This is a genomic window from Bacillus sp. FJAT-50079, from assembly GCF_018343515.1.
Taxonomy (GTDB): domain Bacteria; phylum Bacillota; class Bacilli; order Bacillales; family Bacillaceae_C; genus Lederbergia.
The window spans coordinates 133,683-152,661 of record NZ_JAGYPD010000005.1; the positions used below are offsets into that span (position 1 = coordinate 133,683).

Consider the following 18,979-nt stretch of genomic DNA (forward strand, 5'->3'; position numbering starts at 1 on the left):
AGGCATGAGGAAAGAAGCTGACGGAAAAAGAGTGTACACTTCACTCTTCCCTCAATCTTCTTCACTCATGCCTGATCGAATCAGTTACACGTTAAATGGATATATATTATTTCATTTTCGTTTGAATTCGTTGCAGATGCAGTGTTAAATATACCGCTTCTGCTTGGTAAACGTCTTTCTTTAAAGCTTGTTGCATTATTTTGATTAGCTTCCAAGCAAGATTATAGCATATCGGATATTCTGTTTTCAACAATTGCGTAATTTTTTCTGGTTCAGCCACTTCTTCCCCTCTGACTACTCTCTCGATGGTAAAACGAAGATGGCGAATGAGTCGCATATAGTTGATGCTATTTTTATCTATTTTTATATCCAATTGTTCTTCAATTATTTTAACAAGATTTACAATTAAATCGGTATGCCGCGCGAGGTTTCGAACATTTTTATTCACTATTGCACTATGAATATGCAATGCGATGAAACCGATTTCTCCTTCAGGTAAAGATATTGCTAGCTGTTCATTAATCATCTTTGTCACTTCAGAAGCAATCTCATATTCCTTCGGATATAAACTTCTCGTTTCAAGCAAAAACGGGTTGCTGATCCCAATCCCATTTTTCATTCGACTAACTGCAAAAGCTAAATGGTCGGTAAGTGCAACATGAATATGTTCATTTAGCTCGGCTCCCACTCGCATGCGGATATGCTCAACCGCTGAGATAATCACTTTCAATGTCTCGTCATCCAAAGCAAAAAGCAGTTCTTTATATTGTTTTTGCTCTTCCGGATCTTTTAAAACGAATAGTTTTTCAACTTTTTCTTTAACGATCGAGTCACCAGCTTTTTTTCCAAAGCCGATTCCGCGGCCAATAAGTACGACTTCGTTTTCTCCATCATCGGCAGCAATCAATACATTGTTATTTAAACTTTTTTTGACTAAAAATTTCTCCATCATTTTGACCTCTTAAGTATATTCCTTCAATTTCCTCTTTGTACAATTGATTCAATTTTATTACATAATCGCCTATTTTACCTGGATATTGCCGCTCATCTAGTCGGCTTACAGGTACGATTTCTTGTATCGAATTCGTGAAAAATATTTCATCAGCCTTTTGTAAGTCGGTAACGTTAAATAACCCTTCTTCTACATCCATTCCAACTTGGTTGGCTAATTTCAATATAAATTGGCGTGTAATTCCGTTTAATATCCCTGTTTCTAATGACGGTGTATAAAGGGTATGATTCCTCACCCAAAAAAGATTAGATGTGACCCCCTCAGCTAAAAAGCCAGCTTGCGTTAGAAAAATTCCTTCTCTGTTTTGATCTGGCCCGACTTCCCGCTTTGCTGCTACATTGTTGAAAAAATGATGTGATTTTAGACGGATCGTCGTTTCCGGTGTGTTACGGGCAAGTTTTAATATGACTGCTTCTTTCTCTCGCAAATTTTCCAATGTGGGCAGCGGCTTTTGAAACATAATGACTGTTGCTTGTTCATAATCGGCTGTTTGTAAACCGATTTCACCCATTCCCGCCGAAACATTAAAACGAATATAAGAATCAGTTAAGTTGTTTTTTCGTGATAATTCGACAACGATCGCACGTACTTCTTCAGGCCGAAACCGTTGCTTAATATGCAATTGTTCCAGCCCTTCATTTAATCTTTCCACATGCTCTTCTAATAAAAACGGGTTCCCTCCGTATGTACGAAAAGTTTCAAAGACGCCAAGTCCATACAAATATCCATGATCGAATGGAGAGATCGTCGCTTTTTCCTGTTCAATGAATTGGCCATTTAAATAGATGAACATCTTATGATCCACTCCGCCTATAATACTGAAGGAAGTTCTTCAATATTTGTTTCCCAGCTTCTGTCGTAATTGATTCAGGCTGAAACTGGACGCCCTCAACTGCCCATTCCTTATGGCGAATGCCCATAATTTCTCCCGCATCCGTCCACGCAGCTACTTCTAAACAAGTTGGTACGTTCTCTTTTTTAATGACGAATGAATGATAGCGCGTTGCTAGAAATGGATCTTTCAGCCCAGAATAGATCGTATGATCATCATGAAAAACAGCGGATGTTTTCCCAAGAAGCGGTTGTTTCGCTTTTTCAATTTCGGCACCAAATGCTTTGGCAATTATCTGATGGCTTAAACTAATTCCAAGCAGCGGAATTTCCCCAGAAAACTCATGGATCACTTGGAGCGATATGCCCGCTTCAAGGGCTGTTTGTGGCCCCGATGAAAGAACAATATAATTTGGTGCCATATGCTTAATTTCTTCGATCGTCAACTCATCATTTCGTTTGACGACTACTTCTTCCCCAAGCTCCCCGAAGTATTGAACAAGATTGTATGTAAAAGAGTCATAATGATCGATGATTAGAATCATTTATTTTCACCCCGATTTTCTGCTGTTTCCTTAGCCTTCCAAAGGGCGAGCGCCTTTTTCAATGATTCCTCATACTCGGCTTTCGGATCGGAATCAATGACGATCCCTGCGCCTGCCTGAACATGACATTGCCCGTCTTTTACGAGCATCGTCCGAATAATGACGTTTAAATGCAAGTCTTTATTGAAACCAATCCAGCCAAGTGATCCCGTATATGCTCCGCGTTTTACTGGCTCCAGCTCTTCAATGATTTCTAGCGTCCTTACTTTTGGTGCCCCTGTAATTGTTCCGCCAGGGAAGACGGCATCAATTAAATCCGCGTTACTTTTTTCTTCTGCAAGCACACCGCTCACATGGGAAACGATATGCATGACATGGGAATATTTTTCAATTGTCATTAGCTGATCGACGTTTACTGATCCATATTCACATACTTTCCCAAGGTCATTTCGTTCAATATCGACGAGCATAATATGCTCCGCTTGTTCTTTTTCATTTCCAAGCAATTCTTCGGCAAGGCGCATATCTTCCTCGTCATTCACTCCTCGTGGTCTTGTTCCGCCAATCGGTCTTGTACTTACAAGCTTACCATCTTTACGAATAAGCAGCTCGGGCGAACCGGAAACGATTTGAAAATCTGGTGTATGCATATAGCCCATGTATGGAGACGGATTTAATCTCCGCAGCTCTTTGTACACTTCGATCGGTGGAATATCCAATGGCTCTGATTGCCTTACAGTCAAATTCACTTGAAAAATATCTCCTGCCGAAATATAATCTTGGATTTTTTTTACTGCATCAATGAATTCCTCTTCGGTTAATGAAACTTGTCTGTCACTGTTCGTTGTGGTTACAATGCTTGTTGGATTTTCGTATGCGAATTTACTCCACTCTTTTTCAGCCGCTTCCAATTGAGTGTCGACCCCTTCTCCATTTAGAGCCATCATCCATAAACATTCTTCCTCATGATCAAAAACAGCCCATTCCTGAAAGACGATAAAGTAGAGAATCGGAAACTTGAGATCATCTTGCGCGATATTCGGTAAATTCTCGATGCATTGTCCGTAGTCATAACTAATATAGCCGATCGCTCCGCCCTGGAAATCGGGAAGACCCGCTATTTTCGAGCACTCATACTGGCCCAACCACTGTTCCATCACTCGCAGTGGATTTCCTTCAATAACCGTCCGCTCACCGCGACAATCAATTTCTACTTTATTTTCGCTGCCTTTCAATACGGCAAATGGTTTTATCCCAGCGATGCTATATTTTCCAGTTCGACCGCTTTCAAGAAGAATATGTTGCTCCTCCTTGGCAGTACGATTGACGTATGCTTGAAAAAATTGATCTTTCGTAAATGGAATTTTCTTATATACAATTCGTTCTTGTTTCAATTGAACGTCACTTCCAATCTTTCTTCTAAGGTTTTAAACGTACATTGTTCCGCTATCTTCGATCAAATCATACCATATTTTTGTTTCGTTACATATTTTCAATTATCGCTCCGCTTATTTTTATTTCCAACTAATTTAGTACCGTTTATACTTATAGTAGAATCCAGTAACGGAGCTGAGAACATGAGACCTGAACGACTTGAACCAATGCTCACGGCACTAGAAGTAAATCGAAAGAAATTAGCTAGAAATGAGCATTCCTATTTTGATAAAAAGAAGGATCAAAAAGATAAAATACGATACTATCGGCATATTAATCTCCATATGTCTAGCAATCGAAAAAAGTTTATTATATTACATCAGCTCATTACACATACCCATCGAAATAAACTACCTTATTTTATAAGTAAGGATGAGTTTCTATACACTTGGGTTGACTTGCATCCGAATGGAGCAGTGAAAAATATTTATTCAGGTGCAGAAAATGATCCTGCTGATTTAATGAGATTGGACGCGAAAGTGCATGCTAAGCACGAAGATTTGGATCTTTCAGAAGGGGATGTCCCGGTTGACTTAAAGTTTAATGCTGAACATATCGTTCCTCAATCATGGTTTGGCGGACGGGAGCCGATGAAGGGAGATTTGCATCATCTATTTGCTTGTGAACCGAAATGTAATGCCACACGCTCCAATTTCCCTTATCATGATTTTTCTGATTATCATCCTGAATCACCAGATGAAAAAATTCGCAATCATTGTGGCTTCGCATCATTACAATTATTTGAACCAGAAAATGGAAAAGGAACAGTTGCACGTGCCATGCTCTATTTCATTCTCCGCTATCCAAACGCAATCAAAAAGTCATATCGAAAAAAAATAAACTTCTCACTATTACGTGATTGGAATGAACAATTTCCACCAACGATTTATGAACAACATCGAAATCAAGCCATTTTCCAAATCCAAGGGAATCGCAATCCTTTTATTGATTTTCCCGAACTGATGGACCGGCTTTATTTTCCAACATAACTTCATAAAATAAAGCCGTTGAAGAAAAAACTCATTTTCTTCAACGGCTTTTATCTTGTCGTGGACGGTTGGTGGAGTCTATGAAAATAAAGTTTCATAGACAGTAATCAAATGCTGTTTATCGCTCTATCTGAGGTTATTTAGGTGTAATTTGCATCCCTTCCAATGCTAATGCATAGTGAACGGCATGCTTTAATGTTGCAAAACATTTTAAATCAGTTAAATAGACACCACTCGATATAAGCTGCATACTGACATTCGGAGAAATGCCAACAATAATAGGTGTCGCGCCAATTAAAGAAACTGTCTTCGTGACCTTTTCAAGTGATGAAATGGCATGATCATCTAGCTTTTTCATACCTGTTACGTCGAAAATAACAATATTCGCTTGGTATATCATTGCGTCTTGCAATGTTTTATCGATCAATTCCGCCGATCTTCCCTTATCATATCGCCCCATCATCGGCACAACAACGATATTTTCAAGAACAGGAATGATGGGGGTAGATAAATCTTTGACAAGCTTTTGAAGATCTCGTGTCCGGTCTTCCACCATTGCTTCAAGCGTCGTAATTTCTTCCTCTTCTTTTCTTCGCAATATGTCTTTTATGTCACCTACTGGAGAAACTTTCGTTGGAAATAACTTTAGTTCTGTATCGTCATCTCCCCAAAAAGGATGTTTCGTTATTTCGTAGCACATATTTTCACCGAACAACTTTGAAAAAATCCCGGCCCAATGGGCAGCTAGAAAACAACCAGGCTGTTTTTTCTCTTGGTGCTTGTTTATTTTAAGTTCCCAATCATCTTTCAACGTGATCGTTGCCACACGTTCTATTTCTGAATATGAAACAATGGTAAAACATCCCCATCCAGAACTTTTGAAAATTTTCGGCAGCTGCTGAAGTACTTGCTCTGTACTTATGATTTTTTTTGTGAAAAAATCACTAACTATTTGACCTGTCCGATAACCAGTCGTCTCCATGACGATCCGGGCATTTTTGTCACCGACAATTTCTTCAATTGTATCGAAAAAGGTTTTGAAGGAAGAGCCGATCCAGAACAGTAAAGCTTCTTCACCTTCGTATTTCATAATTCCTCTGTTAACATCCCAATCAAACTCGACACCATTCACGGACTTCACTAATTGATCTACTTTTTCCACCTTTTTTCCTCCGCAATGTTTTTATTTATTTTACCGTAGTTATATTCAACCTGTACAGGTACTTTTGGAATATTGTGAAATTCCAGTAAAATTCATAAAAAAAATCGGTTACTTTTGTTTTGCCTCGACAAATTTTCCAGCATGTATTCTCCGTTGTTGAACATCGAAGCCATGTTGCCTTCCATATTTTCTTAGCTCACGTACATCTCGTGGTGTAACAAGAGAAACAATTGTACCTTTTGCGCCCATTCTACCCGTTCTTCCTGAACGATGGATATATTGATCGATATCTGCGGGAAAGTCGTGATGGATAACATGGGTAATGCCTTCAATATCAAGACCTCTGGCAGCAATATCCGTCGCTAGCAATAAGTGGATCTCCCCTTCCCTAAATGCGCGCAATGAGCGTTCACGTTCACTTTTACTAAGCTCACTATGAAGAATGGCAACGGGCACCTGTTCATAAGCTAATTTTTCCGCGAGCACAGCTAGATTGCCAACATCCCTTACAAAAACAAGGGCTTTCAGTCCATCCATAAATGCCATTTTCTTCAGCAATTTTGCCCGTTCTCGCGGCTCACATAATAAATAAGAATGCTCAACTTTGGATGAAGCTGTTTCATTTCTTTCAATTTTGACCATTTCCGGTTTTCTGCCAGTCATTGCGGCGATCTGATCATCGTCTTGTAAAGGAGTAGCAGAAAATAATAAAAGTTGACGATCATTAAGTGTCGATTTAACAATCGTACGAACTGTGTTCAAATGTTCGTTCCCAAGCAGTTGGTCTCCTTCATCGAGAACAATCGCTTGCACCTCATGCATTTTCAATTTTTTCATTTGAATAAGTTCCAATATCCTCCCTGGTGTTCCTACAACGATATGTGGCTTATCCTTTAATCGATCCAGTTGACGCTTAATATTGGCACCGCCAACCAATGACGCAGCTTTTATCTCCGTTCCAGCTGTCCATTTTTGTACCTCTTGAAAAATTTGCATGACAAGCTCTCTTGATGGTGCTAACACAACTACTTGAAGGGATTTGCTATCCGTTTGAATCTTTTCAAGGACAGGCAATAAATAAGCGATTGTTTTCCCTGTACCTGTGGGAGAGTGGGCAATAATATCCTTTCCTTTCAAAATTGGCGTAACGACGGCTTTTTGAATCGCAGTTTCTTCTTGAAAACCGGATTTCTCCCATATATTTTTTATAGTCGATTGGAAATTTCCCAAATAGTCAATCATGTACGTATCCTCATTTCAGCTTTGTATGATTTCTTTCATCATACTACAACATTTATTTTTATAAAATAATAACCTGTTTTCGAAAAAACAAAGCTTAACTCTTCGCTCATGACGCAGACTTCATTAGACATAAAGAAACCAGCTCAAAAGCTGAGCTGGTCAAGTACTACCCTAATTTATGTGTGTCAACTAAATACGCTTCTCCATTTTTGGAATCGTGAAGCTCAAAAATAACAATCTCGTTCTTTCCTTGCTTCAATAATGGACCAGGTACGTATAAAGTTTCCTGTGGACCGATTTCCCAATACCTGCCCAAATTAAACCCATTTACAAACACTACACCTTTTGTCCAGCCGGGCAATTCGACAAATGTATCTCCGATTTCGTTTACCGAAAAAAAACCTCGATAAAAAATGGGATGATCTTGTGGCCTGTCATCTGCCTTAAAACACAATTGATTCAAATTATCCAACGGAAGTGTATAAATGGTCCAGTCAAATAAAAACTGACGCTCAAAGCGAACTCCTTCCGTAATTCCCTTTGGATCAAACATGTATGGACCATAATTAATTCGTCCCATATTTTCAACTAAAATATCAAGCTGTATCCCCTCTTCTGGTACCTCAATCATCACTTCTTTGTAATCCCATCGATCGATAACCCCTTTGAATGTCTGATTCACATAGACGAGTGCCCGATCTCGAACCTCTTGAATCGTTAAAGCCGCTTCCTCCATTGGCCCTTTTAAAAAAGTACGGTAAAGAATAAATCCATAATCTTGCCCTAACTTTTCCATCGTTTCCGGATGGACTTTTTGTATTGGGGAGCTGAGCTGATCTAATGCTTCAAATAAACTAAGCGATTCTCTCATTCCTACTTTTCCGTAACTCTTTTTCGGAATTGGTTTGGGTAAAACAAGCTCACCCACGTCCTTATGTTTGGCAATTGCTTCACGCACCGCATAAAATTTAGGTGTAAGTTCTCCTGTCTCACTGATCGGACAATCATAATCATAGCTTGTAACGGTCGGCTCGTATTTATCACTATAATTAGCACCGTTGTAAAACCCAAAGTTTGTTCCGCCATGAAACATGTAAAAGTTTACCGAGTCACCATTTTTAAGCATTTCCTCAAACGTATTTGCCGCCTCTTGTGGATCGCGCTGATGGTGCTCTTCTCCCCAATGGTCAAACCAGCCATTCCAATATTCCATTACAATGTTCGGTGTATCAGGGAATTGTTCCTGCAATGTTGCAAATGACTCCTTTGGCTTGGATCCGAAGTTCACCGTTGCCAATACCCCTTCAAGCGTTCCACCGTTTAGCATTAAATTTGTAGGACCATCGGAAGTAAATAACAAAACATCGATGCCTCTTTTAATCATTGCGTCCTTTATGTATTGTAAATATCGCTTATCATTGCCATAGCTTCCATATTCATTTTCAATTTGCATCGCAATAATTGGACCGCCATTCGTTTGTAAAAACGGCTTTAATTTGGCGAGCATAACATCATAATAATGATCTACTTTTTCCAAAAAGGGCTCGTAGTAGGAACGAATTCGCATATTTCGATCTGCCAAAAGCCAGGAAGGCAGACCGCCAAATTCCCATTCTGCACATATATAGGGACTTGGTCGCGCAATTACATATAATCCAAGCCGCTCAGCGATACGGATAAAATCTTCGACATTAGCGATCCCCTCAAATTGAAATTTCCCTTCTTCCGGCTCATGTAAATTCCACGGAATATACATTTCAACACTATTAAAACCGCATGCTTTCAATTTTATTAATCGATCTTCCCAATATTCCGGTACGATGCGAAAATAGTGAATCGCTCCGGAAATTATTTGAAATGGTTCGTTATTCAAATATAATTTTTTCCCTTTTACGGATAATTTCGACACGCATAACAGCTCCTTTATATCCATCACACTCTTATTTATGTGAACTTTCTGTTATAATTCCAAACGAGAAATAGCAGTCCAGCAATCCCTATTAATTGAACGAGCAAATATATTCGACCAACTGTCTTTTGCCCTTTAATAATCAAGTACATGCAAAAGAAAAAGAAGAGGATTTTTAAAATACGGAAAATATAATCCTTCATCTGACGATCCCTCCTACCGTTTCAGCATAGATCTCAACTACCCTTTTAATCCGCCAACCGTCATCCCTTGAGTCAGTCTTTTTTGCACTAATATATACAAAATTAATGTCGGCAACATGACAATGACCATACCGGCAAACATCGGACCATAATTAACGGCGGCGCGTTCGGCTGACATTAAATTCATCAGTCCGACAGTCAATGTTTTGTTATCCCCCGGCATCAATGTGAGGGCAATTATATATTCATTCCAAAAGGCGAGAAAGTTAAAGAGAATAACGATGATGATACTTGGACGAGCCATCGGAATCATGATCGTAATCATCGTCTTGAAATAGCTTGCCCCATCAATATTTGCCGCTTCTTCATAATCAGTTGGAATGGTTTGAAAGTAACTAGATAAGAGATAGATCGTAAACGGCAGTGCCGTAGACGCATAAATGAAAGCGAGCATAAATCGATTGTTAATAAAGAGGCTTTCCCCGCCAATACTTCTTAAAGCTGTATCCCAGTCCAAGAGCATTAAAAAAATGGGAACGACAATATAACTGACGTTAATAAATAAACCTGCTTTTACAAATGAATAAATAAATTTACTGCCTAAAAATTCGTATCTGGCCAAAACGTATGCAGCCGGCAAGGCAACAATTAATAAAATCAATAAAGCCAAAAAGGTTACAATTACTGAGTTCAACATATAACTTGCCATATGTGCTTCTTGAAACGCTTCTATAAAGTTTTCATAGTAAAATCCGTTTGGCATTGCCCAAGGATTCCCATAGAACTCTTTATTTTCTTTAATTGAAGCGAAAAATACCCATGCCACTGGTACAATGATCGAAATCGCCAATCCCACTAGCGCTACATAAATAAATAGCTTGTAAAGAGTATCTAAACTGAGCCCTTTTGATGTTTTCATAAAGTTTGTAGAACCTCCTTAATACTCCAATACATCTCGTTTAGTAATATGGTTCATGATGGCTGCAAGAGCAAAAGAAAAGACAAAGACAACTACACCGATCGCCATTCCATATCCATATGTCGAGTTTGTATATGCTTGATTGTACATATAGAAGAGGAATACTTCTGTTGAACCGTCAGGGCCCCCGCCAGTCATCGTTTGAACGAGCAAGAAGCTTAAATTAATCGTACTAATAATAAAAAATGTCAACGTTGTTCGGATATTATTCCATATTAAAGGCAAGGTAATATCGGTAAATTGTTTTATTTTACCAGCCCCCTCCAGTGATGCAGCTTCATAGAAGCTCTCCGGAATACTAGCCATGCTGGACATGTACATCACCATGTAGTAACCGATTGCTTGCCAAATTAAAGCAAACGAAACACTATATATAACGATGTCTTGGTTACCAAGCCATAGTTGTTGCCAATTTTCTAAATGTAGTAATCTTAAAATACTATTTAGCAGTCCTGTTTCTGGGTCATAAATAGCAGAAAATATCCCGGCAATAACAACGATTGATAAAATATTGGAAATATAGAAAATCACGCGGAAGAAATTAACTCCTTTAATCTTCTCCCTTGTTAAAACCGCCGCAAAGAAAAGGGCAAATACGAGGGTGAAAATCGTTACAATGACGATCAGTAAGATCGAATTTTGAAAGGAACGAAAAAAATTCATATCATTCCATAATATCCTGAAATTTTCTAGTCCAATGAATTCTTGATGCTTAGAAAAGCCTCCCCATTGATAAAGTGACATTCGAAATACTTCAATCGTTGGTACAACCATAAAGAGAATGAGTAAAATAAGCGCTGGAGTTAAACAAACGCCAATAAAGATGCTTCTTGATCTCGACTTGTTCAAAATCATTCACCTCATTTAATAAAAAAGCGCAAGCGCCCGTTTAGCGACGACTTCCTGTAATAAAATGATCTATTTTCTTTTTTAATTAAATAAAACGATGAGACCATATACTCACCGTTCCATTATTAAACAATTAGCCTATGAATCAGTTATGGAAATCGATTAGTTTAAAGCGGGTCTTAATTTATCACTTGCTTCCTCTATACTTGCTTGCCATTTATCAACGGAAAGTTTACCGCTCATTACACTGTCAACTTGCCCGTATAAAGTATCTCCCATGCTCACTCCTGGTACTGGCTTCGTAGATGCAAATGTTCCCATCGCTGGCAGTGCACCTTCTTCATAAATCTGATAAAAAACCTCATTTTGTCCGTCAAGTTGGTCCGTAATTCCTTCAATTGGCTGAACCGCATTTGCTTCCAAGAAGATAGAAGCAGCCTTATCTGAGTACATATACGTGATAAACTCTTTAGCGATGTCTTTATTTTTTGCTTCTGATGGAATCCATATTTGTTCGAAGAAAGTGAATGCATACCGATCTCCACCTTTTTCAAAAGCGGGAACCGGCATCATTGCCCATTCAAAGTTTTCGGCTCTCGGGGCTTCTGCCATCTCTCCAGCCACCCATGTACCATTTGGCATAAATAGCGCTTTATTGTCTAAAATAAGCTGTTGATTTTTCGTAAAATCATTAGGATTCGCATTCGCAACCGTATTCGGGTGTGTATAATCCGCTAATTTCCCAACTGTTTCAAATACTTGTGTTGCTTCTTTTGATTCCCAAATACCATCTTCATAGGTCATTGCCGCTTGATAAAAATCAGGGCCGCCTGCTGCATAAAGCATCGAACCAACTAATGTATCAAAATATCCAGTTGTAGGGTACGTAAACAAAGATATCCCATCTTTTGCCGCTGCTTCACCTAATTCCCACATCTCATCCCAAGTTTCTGGAACTGTCCAACCTTTTTCCTCAAATATTCCAGCATTATAAAATAATCCGGTAGGGCTATAGAACATCGGTCCTAAGTACGTTTCCCCATCAGCATACGGATTTGTCGCAAGAGTATCTGTAAAACCTGATAGCATTTTTTCACTAACCGCTCCATCCTCACCATATACCTTCATCCCTAAAACATCTGTTATTTTCTCTACACCATTTTCCTTAATTAACGTTTCTGTTAATGCTTCTTCTCTGCCTGTTGCTAGTAAAACTACATCAGGATACTCACCAGCTTGCATATTAGGACGAATCACTTCTTCTAGATTCTTTTCAACCGTTAATTTTACAATGACATTTTCATTAGCGGCCTCAAAAGATTCGGCTATTTTGCTCCACATTTCAGCCCCATATGCCGATTCTAAAGCAGCAACATGTAGGGTAGTTTTTTCGGCGGGAGTTTTTTCTCCTCCGTTCCCTTCATCTTTCGGTGCTTCAGACCCCGTACTTTCTCCTCCTGAGCATGCGGCTAAACTGAATAAAAAGAAAATAAACAAACTAGTAATTAACCACTTTTTCATGTTCATTATGAGCTCCCCCTCTTTTTGTTCATACTTAAATGGTACATTTCGTGAAGCGCTTCCACAATCAACATCTTGTTCAACTTTTTAGGTATCTTGCTTTCTATTAAACATTTCGATAAAATTATTTTGAAAACATTTTCAAGGGAAGGACGAATGACAAATGTCCCATATTGTGTATAAATTGGAAAAATCCGAAATACAAAAAATGCCCCTTAATCTCTTATATATTACCCGAGCTGAATATGGTAAAGACTGGCATAGTACACAGCATTCCCACCACTTTACAGAACTTTTTTATATCGTGAAAGGGAAAGGATTTTTTGTTCTACCAGATTATGAAATCCCTGTTAAAGAAAATGATTTGGTCATTATCAATCCATTTGTTGACCACACTGAAAAATCCAATCTTCAAGATTCACTTGAATACATTGCATTAGGAATAGAAGGATTGTCATTCTCTCTTCCGGATGAAAAGGATTTACAGATGGGCTTATATACGTATCAAGGGAATCGCGAGGAGATTTTATTTTATCTCAATCGATTATTATATGAGGTTCAGAATAGTAAGGCTGAATTCGAGACGATATGTCAAAATATTATAGAAATTCTAATTATAAAACTTCAACGAGAAAAAAATTTCAAAGTTGAAAAAAACGAAGCCAAAAGAATCAATAAAGATGTTGCATTCATCAAGCAATTTATTAATCTTCATTACCGCAACGATATTACGCTTGATAAACTAGCAGAAATAAGACATATTAATAAATATTACCTAGCCCATTCCTTTAAAAAGGATATGGGAATATCTCCTATCGAATATTTAAATCAAGTCCGGATCAAAAAATCGCAGCTTCTCTTAGAAACGACTGATTATAAAATCGCAGATATTGCTGAAATGATCGGTTTTTCCTCCCAATCTTTTTTTGCACAATCATTTAGACGTTTAACAAACCAGACTCCTTCAACATACCGAAAAGAAACGAGATTAAATTTTCATACAAATGAGTTAACGAAAGATGAAAAACTCATCGATTACTAGGAGATGCTCAACCGCTATGGCCTTATTGACACATTCGTATCCAAATCTAGTTATTATTGCTGTTTGAAATAAGAATAGAACATTTTAATAGTGCTGTGCGACCCAAATATACGTAGGCTCATGGAAATGGAAGTTTATTCGGACAGACAGCTACGAAGAAAGCCTAATTATTTATAGAGGAAACAAATTTTTCGAGGTGCTTAAATGAAAAAGAAACGCTATGAAAATATGGATCAGCATATCACTCTGAGTACTTTTAAAGATCTCATGCAATGGAGAAAGGAAAGACGAGGAAAAAAGAAAGATTTATCATTCCAAATACCAAGGGAGGATCGAACGAAGGTTGCATTTTTGCAATCGAATTATTCGATTCCTACGATTACTTGGATTGGCCATTCCACCTTTCTCATTCAGTTAGATGGGAAAAATATTGTAACAGACCCTGTTTGGGCGAATCGGCTTGGCTTCGAAAAACGCCTCTCACCACCGGGACTAGCCATCTCAGAATTGCCCTCCATTGATTTTGTGCTTATTTCCCATAGTCATTATGATCATCTCGATTATGCTTCAATTAAAAAACTAAAGGGTAACCCTGTTTATTTCGTACCGATCGGACTTGGCCACGCGTTTAAAAGAAAAGGATTAGATAAAACAGTGGAATGTAATTGGTGGGAAGGGCATGATGTTGGTGATCTACACATTGCTTTTGTACCTGCCCAGCATTGGACAAAGAGGACATTAACTGATACAAATCGTTCACATTGGGGCGGCTGGGTCATAAAAAGTCAGAAGCAAACGATTTATTTTGCGGGTGATAGCGGCTATTTCAAAGGATTCTCGCAAATTGGGCAAACATATCAAATTGATTATTGCTTAATGCCCATTGGCGCCTATGAACCTGAATGGTTTATGGCTAACCAGCATGTCAGCCCAGAAGAAGCAGTTAAAGCCTTTCTCGATACACGCGCCCAAACGATGATCCCTATGCACTACGGAGCCTATCGCTTGGCTGATGATACCCCGAAAGAAGCGCTCGATCGCTTGCTTGCCGCATGGAATAAGGCGAATTTAAGTAATGAGCAATTAAAAATAATGAATCTAGGCGAGACATTGAGAATATAGCCGCGCAAAAAAGGCTTGTCATAAAGGGATTATAATATAAGGGAAGTCCGCCTTTGGTAAACATATGTGTTCGATTTAACCTTACTGGGAATGTTTTGACTATGAGGGGCATTCGAGAGACGTTCGATTTACCTTACTGGGAATGTTTTGACTATGAGGGGCATTCGAGAGACGTTCGATTTACCCTACTGGGAATGTTTTGACTGTGAAGGGCATTCGAGAGACGTTCGATTTACCCTACTGGGAATGTTTTGACTGTGAGGGGCATTCGAGAGACGTTCGATTTACCTTACTGGGAATGTTTTGACTATGAGGGGCATTAGAGAGACGTTCGATTTACCTTACTGGGAATATTTTGACTGTGAAGGGCATTCGAGAGGCATTCGATTTACCTTACTGGGAATGTTTTGACTGTGAGAGGCATTCGAGAGGCATTCGATTTACCTTACTGAAGACTTTCCGTAAGAGAAGGTCAATCGAATGGCGTTCGATTGACCAAAATGACGAAATTATACTATCTAAGGGAAATGGATAATAACCTGAGCATAAAAAAGAAGGGCTACTCAAAAGTCAATAAAAGTTTGACCTCTAAGACAGCCTCTTCCCATTATTCCCCTAAGATCGGAGGGCGGCGATGCTTCGTCGCTTGTTCGAAGGCATAGGCGATTTTTAGCAATGTTTTTTCACTAAAAGCCGTTCCCGTGAACATGATTCCGAACGGTTCTCCATTTGGAATAAACCCAGCTGGAACGATGACAGACGGATAACCCGCCCGTGCTGCAATGACGGAGCCGCGATCTCCGGCAAAGACGATCGCATCTAAACGATCTTTTTGTAATGCATAGTCAATGCCGCGCTTCCGCGATAAATACGAATCTCTTTCTAAAATACGAATATACTCTTCCTCGACGAGTGTTCCACTTAGCTTTTCGGCTGCTTCGAGTAGTTTTTGTCCGTAAGTTAACGTTTCTTGTGGATACTTATGATTAAATGCGATCACATCTTCAAGTGAGCGGATCTGATTCATACTAGCTGTATCTTTTAAATAAGCATTTAAACTCGGCTTAAATTCATACGTTAAAATCTCAAATCCCCATTGTTCCTTTGCGGATGGAATATTGATTTCATCCACCACCTCTGCTCCTAATTGCCGAAGAACCTGAATCGTTTCTTCATATAGAGAAATTTTATGTTTGCTTAACCGCTCAAGAAAATGCCCGCGCGCAACACCGATTCTCATTCCTTTTAAGGAAAGCTCCTTTAGTTCTTCAATAAAGCCATTTGAGAGCGGATTTGTCAATGTGACGGGATCTTGTACATCTGCACCAACGATCGCCTCCAATACATATGCCGCATCCTTTACCGTTCTTGCCATCGGCCCGGGCGTATCTTGACTATGAGTAATTGGAATCACTCCTGTTCTGCTCACAAGTCCGACCGTCGGTTTAATCCCTACCAAAGAATTTTTCAAGGAAGGATTTAATATTGAACCAGATGTTTCCGTGCCAATTGCCGCTGTCGCAAAATTAGCAGCAGTCGCTGCACCAGAACCGGAGCTTGAGCCGCCAACATCGAATTTTCCGTATGGGTTTACCGTTTGTCCACCCCTTGAGCTAAAACCGCTCGGCATCCCAAATGTCATAAAATTGGCCCATTCCGTCATATTCGTTTTGCCTAATAAAATCGCTCCTGCTCCCCGAAGCTGCGAAGCAACAAATGAATCGTTCATCGCATAATGATCGTTCAATGCCAGCGATCCTGCCGTCGTATGCATTTTATCTCCCGTATCGATATTATCCTTTAAAAAAATCGGAATGCCATGTAACGGACCTCTTGCGCCATTCCGCTTTCGCTCTGCATCAAGTGCAGCAGCGATATACAAGGCATCCGGATTGATTTCAATGACGGAGCGGATCTCTTTATCATATTTACCAACCCGATATAAATACATTTGCACGAGATCAACAGAGGTTAGCTCCCCCTCACTTAATTTTTTCTGTAAATCCTCAATTGTTGCCTCCAGCAACCATTCATCATGCCATTTTCTCAGTCGTGGATTTTCCAACACCTACATCTCCTTTTCAACAATTTTTAAAATAAAAAAGCCACTCACAAATAAAATGAAAGAGCTAATATAAAAAATAAGATCAAGCGTAAATAAATCAATCAAGAAACCGCCGAGCATGATCGCAATCGCCGAAAAAATCGATGTCCAAAAATGATAGCGTCCAATCGCAGCGCCTCGGCCCCTACCTTGAGTAAAATCAGCAAGCAAAGCCTTTTCACTCGTTTTCTGCATTGCTCCAACCATTCCTAAGACGACTTGCAATACGTACACTTGCCATACCATTGTAACAATCGGAAAAAATAAGATAAGTATCGCCATCCCCCAGCTATTAAGGAGTAAAAAGAACTTTCTGCCGATACGGTCCGATAGTTTTCCGATGAAAATATGCACGAAAGCAGCGCTCATTGTGAAAAGCCCATATGATATCCCATACTGAAGAAACCCGCCACCGACCTCCTTGATGAAAATTAAATAGAAAGGAAAGACAAGACTGCTGCCAAGCATCGCAATGCTTTGAGAGATAATAATCCATCTCATCGTCCATATTCCTCATAAAATTGGTTCATAAAAAGCTCCTTAGGGTCATATTCTCGTTTTTTCTGAAAAAATCTGTCTGCTTGCGGATAGGCTGTTTTCATTTGCTCCTTCGTTGGATAATGGTAATAAGGCAAATAATAGCTTCCATTCATCTCCAACGTGAGGTCGACGATTTTTCTAACTACGTCACCTGTTCGTTCAATCTCCTTTTGTGAGATTCCTTGATTAATAAGAAACACAAGTGCAAACATATCTTCCTTTGCATAAGACAAATAAGCCTCTTCATTTTTCGGAACGTAACGAACTGTAATATTAAGGACGTTCAATTTCTCCGTTTTTAACAAATCTCGCAAGCGATCAATAAATTCAGGAAAGGCATCAAATGGAACGAAATATTCTTGCAGAATGTCTGTGTCATTTTTTCCGTCATAGTCTAAAAACTGAACTTCAGGACGCATCACATTATTTCTTGAAATCCATTCTTCTTTACCATCTTTAAACGCTTGTTTTTGAACGAACCAAACGAAATTTTTCCCCCAATCAGAATGACGTGATAAGCCGAAGGCAAATTTATTCCTTCGCACATATTTTTCATCCAACAGCTCGTTATAATCATTCACATCTATATCAGTTTTATAATAATTAGTCACATACATGTCCGTTAAAAAATGATTCGGGGCGATCGAAATTCTTGAGTTATGCAGATCAATATCAGGGTTCGCCAATATCTCTTTCCTAAAATATTGCGGATATTGCCGATAATCAATCCACTCATACTTCGCTTGATAAACGACGTCATCCGTCAGTTCAATATCTACTTCTAAAATGACACCGAATAGACCATATCCACCGTTCACAAGCCGAAACAGCTCGGCGTTCTCCGTTCTGCTAACATGTAAAATCTCACCTTTAGCGTTCATTAGCCGAAATGAGCGAATGCTTTCAATTAGTGGACCAAAACGAATATCCCTTCCATGAACATTCACGCTCATTGAGCCACCAATTGTAAAAATATTTGGCGCTTGCATCGTTTTAATCGATAGATTGTAAGGGTTGATCGCTTCTTGAACATCTGCCCACGTCGCCCCGCTCTGCACCGTAATCAATTTTTCCTCTGGCAACACTTCGATGACCCGATTATACGTCGTCATATCAAGCACAATTGCATCTTTATAATATGTATGCCCACCTTGACTATGCTGCTTTCCCGCAATCGAAATATGTAATTTATTCTCTTTTGCTTCCTGTAAAATTTCCTTTATTTGTTCCGTTTCTTGACCTTGTTTCACTTCCTTTACTTTGGTCGGTACTAATCTTCCAACATCAGTCATAAGCAGCTCATCGGCATTTTTAGACTCGAAGGAATAAAGAAAAACTGCCGCATAAAAAATAATGAACAAGATAACGAGAATGGTGATGATTTTTCTTCGCTTCACACCGCACCTCCGAAACATGATTACTCCTAGTTTAACGCAGTTCTTAGATAGATAGGGATGAATTTTCAAAAATAGTCTTGCAAATATGAGATGCCTTT

At 39.1% G+C, this 18,979-nt stretch carries 17 protein-coding genes; 3 read left to right on the plus strand and 14 right to left on the minus strand.

Annotation, left to right across the window (positions count from 1 at the left end):
* Positions 1 to 106: 106 nt before the first annotated feature.
* From glcT to KHA95_RS14380, 4 genes are read right to left on the minus strand one after another with little or no spacing between them, the layout of a single operon-like run.
* Positions 107 to 949, minus strand: a complete 843-nt coding sequence (glcT, locus tag KHA95_RS14365) for a glucose PTS transporter transcription antiterminator GlcT (protein WP_283248171.1) — start codon at positions 947 to 949, stop codon at positions 107 to 109.
* Positions 915 to 1,805, minus strand: coding sequence for an aminodeoxychorismate lyase (gene pabC / locus KHA95_RS14370; RefSeq protein WP_213138216.1), 891 nt, complete (start codon positions 1,803 to 1,805; stop codon positions 915 to 917). Before pabC ends, glcT begins: the two co-directional genes overlap by 35 nt.
* Before the next feature lies 1 nt (position 1,806).
* Positions 1,807 to 2,388 carry an anthranilate synthase component II gene (locus tag KHA95_RS14375; RefSeq protein ID WP_213138217.1) on the minus strand — a complete coding sequence of 194 codons (582 nt, stop codon included), beginning with the start codon at positions 2,386 to 2,388 and terminating at the stop codon, positions 1,807 to 1,809.
* The gene (locus KHA95_RS14380) at positions 2,385 to 3,782 is read right to left on the minus strand and encodes an anthranilate synthase component I family protein (RefSeq protein WP_213138218.1); all 1,398 of its coding nucleotides are present in this window, start codon (positions 3,780 to 3,782) and stop codon (positions 2,385 to 2,387) included. The genes KHA95_RS14375 and KHA95_RS14380 overlap by 4 nt, the downstream gene beginning before the upstream one ends.
* A 183-nt stretch (positions 3,783 to 3,965) precedes the next feature.
* On the opposite strand from KHA95_RS14380, the gene KHA95_RS14385 reads away from it, so the two are divergent.
* Positions 3,966 to 4,811 (plus strand): endonuclease I family protein, encoded by an 846-nt coding sequence (locus KHA95_RS14385; protein WP_249316933.1) that lies wholly within the window; start codon positions 3,966 to 3,968, stop codon positions 4,809 to 4,811.
* Positions 4,812 to 4,947: 136 nt separating this feature from the next.
* On the opposite strand, the gene KHA95_RS14390 is transcribed toward KHA95_RS14385, so the two are convergent.
* The 7 genes from KHA95_RS14390 to KHA95_RS14420 all read right to left on the minus strand — a co-directional run bounded on the left by KHA95_RS14390 (position 4,948) and on the right by KHA95_RS14420 (position 12,682).
* The gene (locus tag KHA95_RS14390) at positions 4,948 to 5,973 is read right to left on the minus strand and encodes an STAS domain-containing protein (RefSeq protein WP_213138219.1); all 1,026 of its coding nucleotides are present in this window, start codon (positions 5,971 to 5,973) and stop codon (positions 4,948 to 4,950) included.
* A 108-nt stretch (positions 5,974 to 6,081) separates the two neighbouring features.
* Complete coding sequence (locus tag KHA95_RS14395) at positions 6,082 to 7,215, minus strand: DEAD/DEAH box helicase (RefSeq protein WP_213138220.1); 1,134 nt, start codon at positions 7,213 to 7,215, stop codon at positions 6,082 to 6,084.
* Positions 7,216 to 7,381: 166 nt separating this feature from the next.
* Positions 7,382 to 9,124: a glycoside hydrolase family 35 protein gene (locus tag KHA95_RS14400; protein WP_349305484.1), complete on the minus strand. Its 1,743-nt coding sequence runs from the start codon at positions 9,122 to 9,124 to the stop codon at positions 7,382 to 7,384.
* A 35-nt stretch (positions 9,125 to 9,159) separates the two neighbouring features.
* Positions 9,160 to 9,327, minus strand: a complete 168-nt coding sequence (locus KHA95_RS14405) for a DUF6903 family protein (protein WP_213138222.1) — start codon at positions 9,325 to 9,327, stop codon at positions 9,160 to 9,162.
* Between the two features lie 37 nt (positions 9,328 to 9,364).
* Positions 9,365 to 10,246 (minus strand): carbohydrate ABC transporter permease, encoded by an 882-nt coding sequence (locus KHA95_RS14410; protein WP_213138223.1) that lies wholly within the window; start codon positions 10,244 to 10,246, stop codon positions 9,365 to 9,367.
* Between the two features lie 18 nt (positions 10,247 to 10,264).
* Positions 10,265 to 11,080, minus strand: coding sequence for a carbohydrate ABC transporter permease (locus KHA95_RS14415; protein ID WP_481748452.1), 816 nt, complete (start codon positions 11,078 to 11,080; stop codon positions 10,265 to 10,267).
* Positions 11,081 to 11,317: 237 nt separating this feature from the next.
* The gene (locus KHA95_RS14420) at positions 11,318 to 12,682 is read right to left on the minus strand and encodes a carbohydrate ABC transporter substrate-binding protein (protein ID WP_249316935.1); all 1,365 of its coding nucleotides are present in this window, start codon (positions 12,680 to 12,682) and stop codon (positions 11,318 to 11,320) included.
* Positions 12,683 to 12,839: 157 nt separating this feature from the next.
* Here KHA95_RS14420 and KHA95_RS14425 point away from each other — a divergent pair, with 157 nt between their 5' ends.
* Together KHA95_RS14425 and KHA95_RS14430 are read left to right on the plus strand one after the other, a co-directional pair.
* Positions 12,840 to 13,718 carry a helix-turn-helix transcriptional regulator gene (locus KHA95_RS14425; protein WP_213138225.1) on the plus strand — a complete coding sequence of 293 codons (879 nt, stop codon included), beginning with the start codon at positions 12,840 to 12,842 and terminating at the stop codon, positions 13,716 to 13,718.
* Between the two features lie 204 nt (positions 13,719 to 13,922).
* The gene (locus KHA95_RS14430; protein WP_213138226.1) at positions 13,923 to 14,840 is read left to right on the plus strand and encodes an MBL fold metallo-hydrolase; all 918 of its coding nucleotides are present in this window, start codon (positions 13,923 to 13,925) and stop codon (positions 14,838 to 14,840) included.
* A gap of 607 nt (positions 14,841 to 15,447) precedes the next feature.
* Here the strand turns inward: KHA95_RS14430 and KHA95_RS14435 are convergent.
* Genes KHA95_RS14435 through KHA95_RS14445 form a run of 3 tightly spaced genes read right to left on the minus strand, consistent with a single transcriptional unit; the run spans position 15,448 to position 18,881 of the window.
* Positions 15,448 to 16,905: an amidase family protein gene (locus KHA95_RS14435; protein ID WP_213138227.1), complete on the minus strand. Its 1,458-nt coding sequence runs from the start codon at positions 16,903 to 16,905 to the stop codon at positions 15,448 to 15,450.
* 3 nt (positions 16,906 to 16,908) lie between these two features.
* Positions 16,909 to 17,445 carry an MFS transporter gene (locus tag KHA95_RS14440; protein ID WP_213138228.1) on the minus strand — a complete coding sequence of 179 codons (537 nt, stop codon included), beginning with the start codon at positions 17,443 to 17,445 and terminating at the stop codon, positions 16,909 to 16,911.
* Positions 17,442 to 18,881: an FAD-binding protein gene (locus tag KHA95_RS14445; protein ID WP_213138229.1), complete on the minus strand. Its 1,440-nt coding sequence runs from the start codon at positions 18,879 to 18,881 to the stop codon at positions 17,442 to 17,444. The genes KHA95_RS14440 and KHA95_RS14445 overlap by 4 nt, the downstream gene beginning before the upstream one ends.
* Between the last annotated feature and the right edge of the window lie 98 nt (positions 18,882 to 18,979).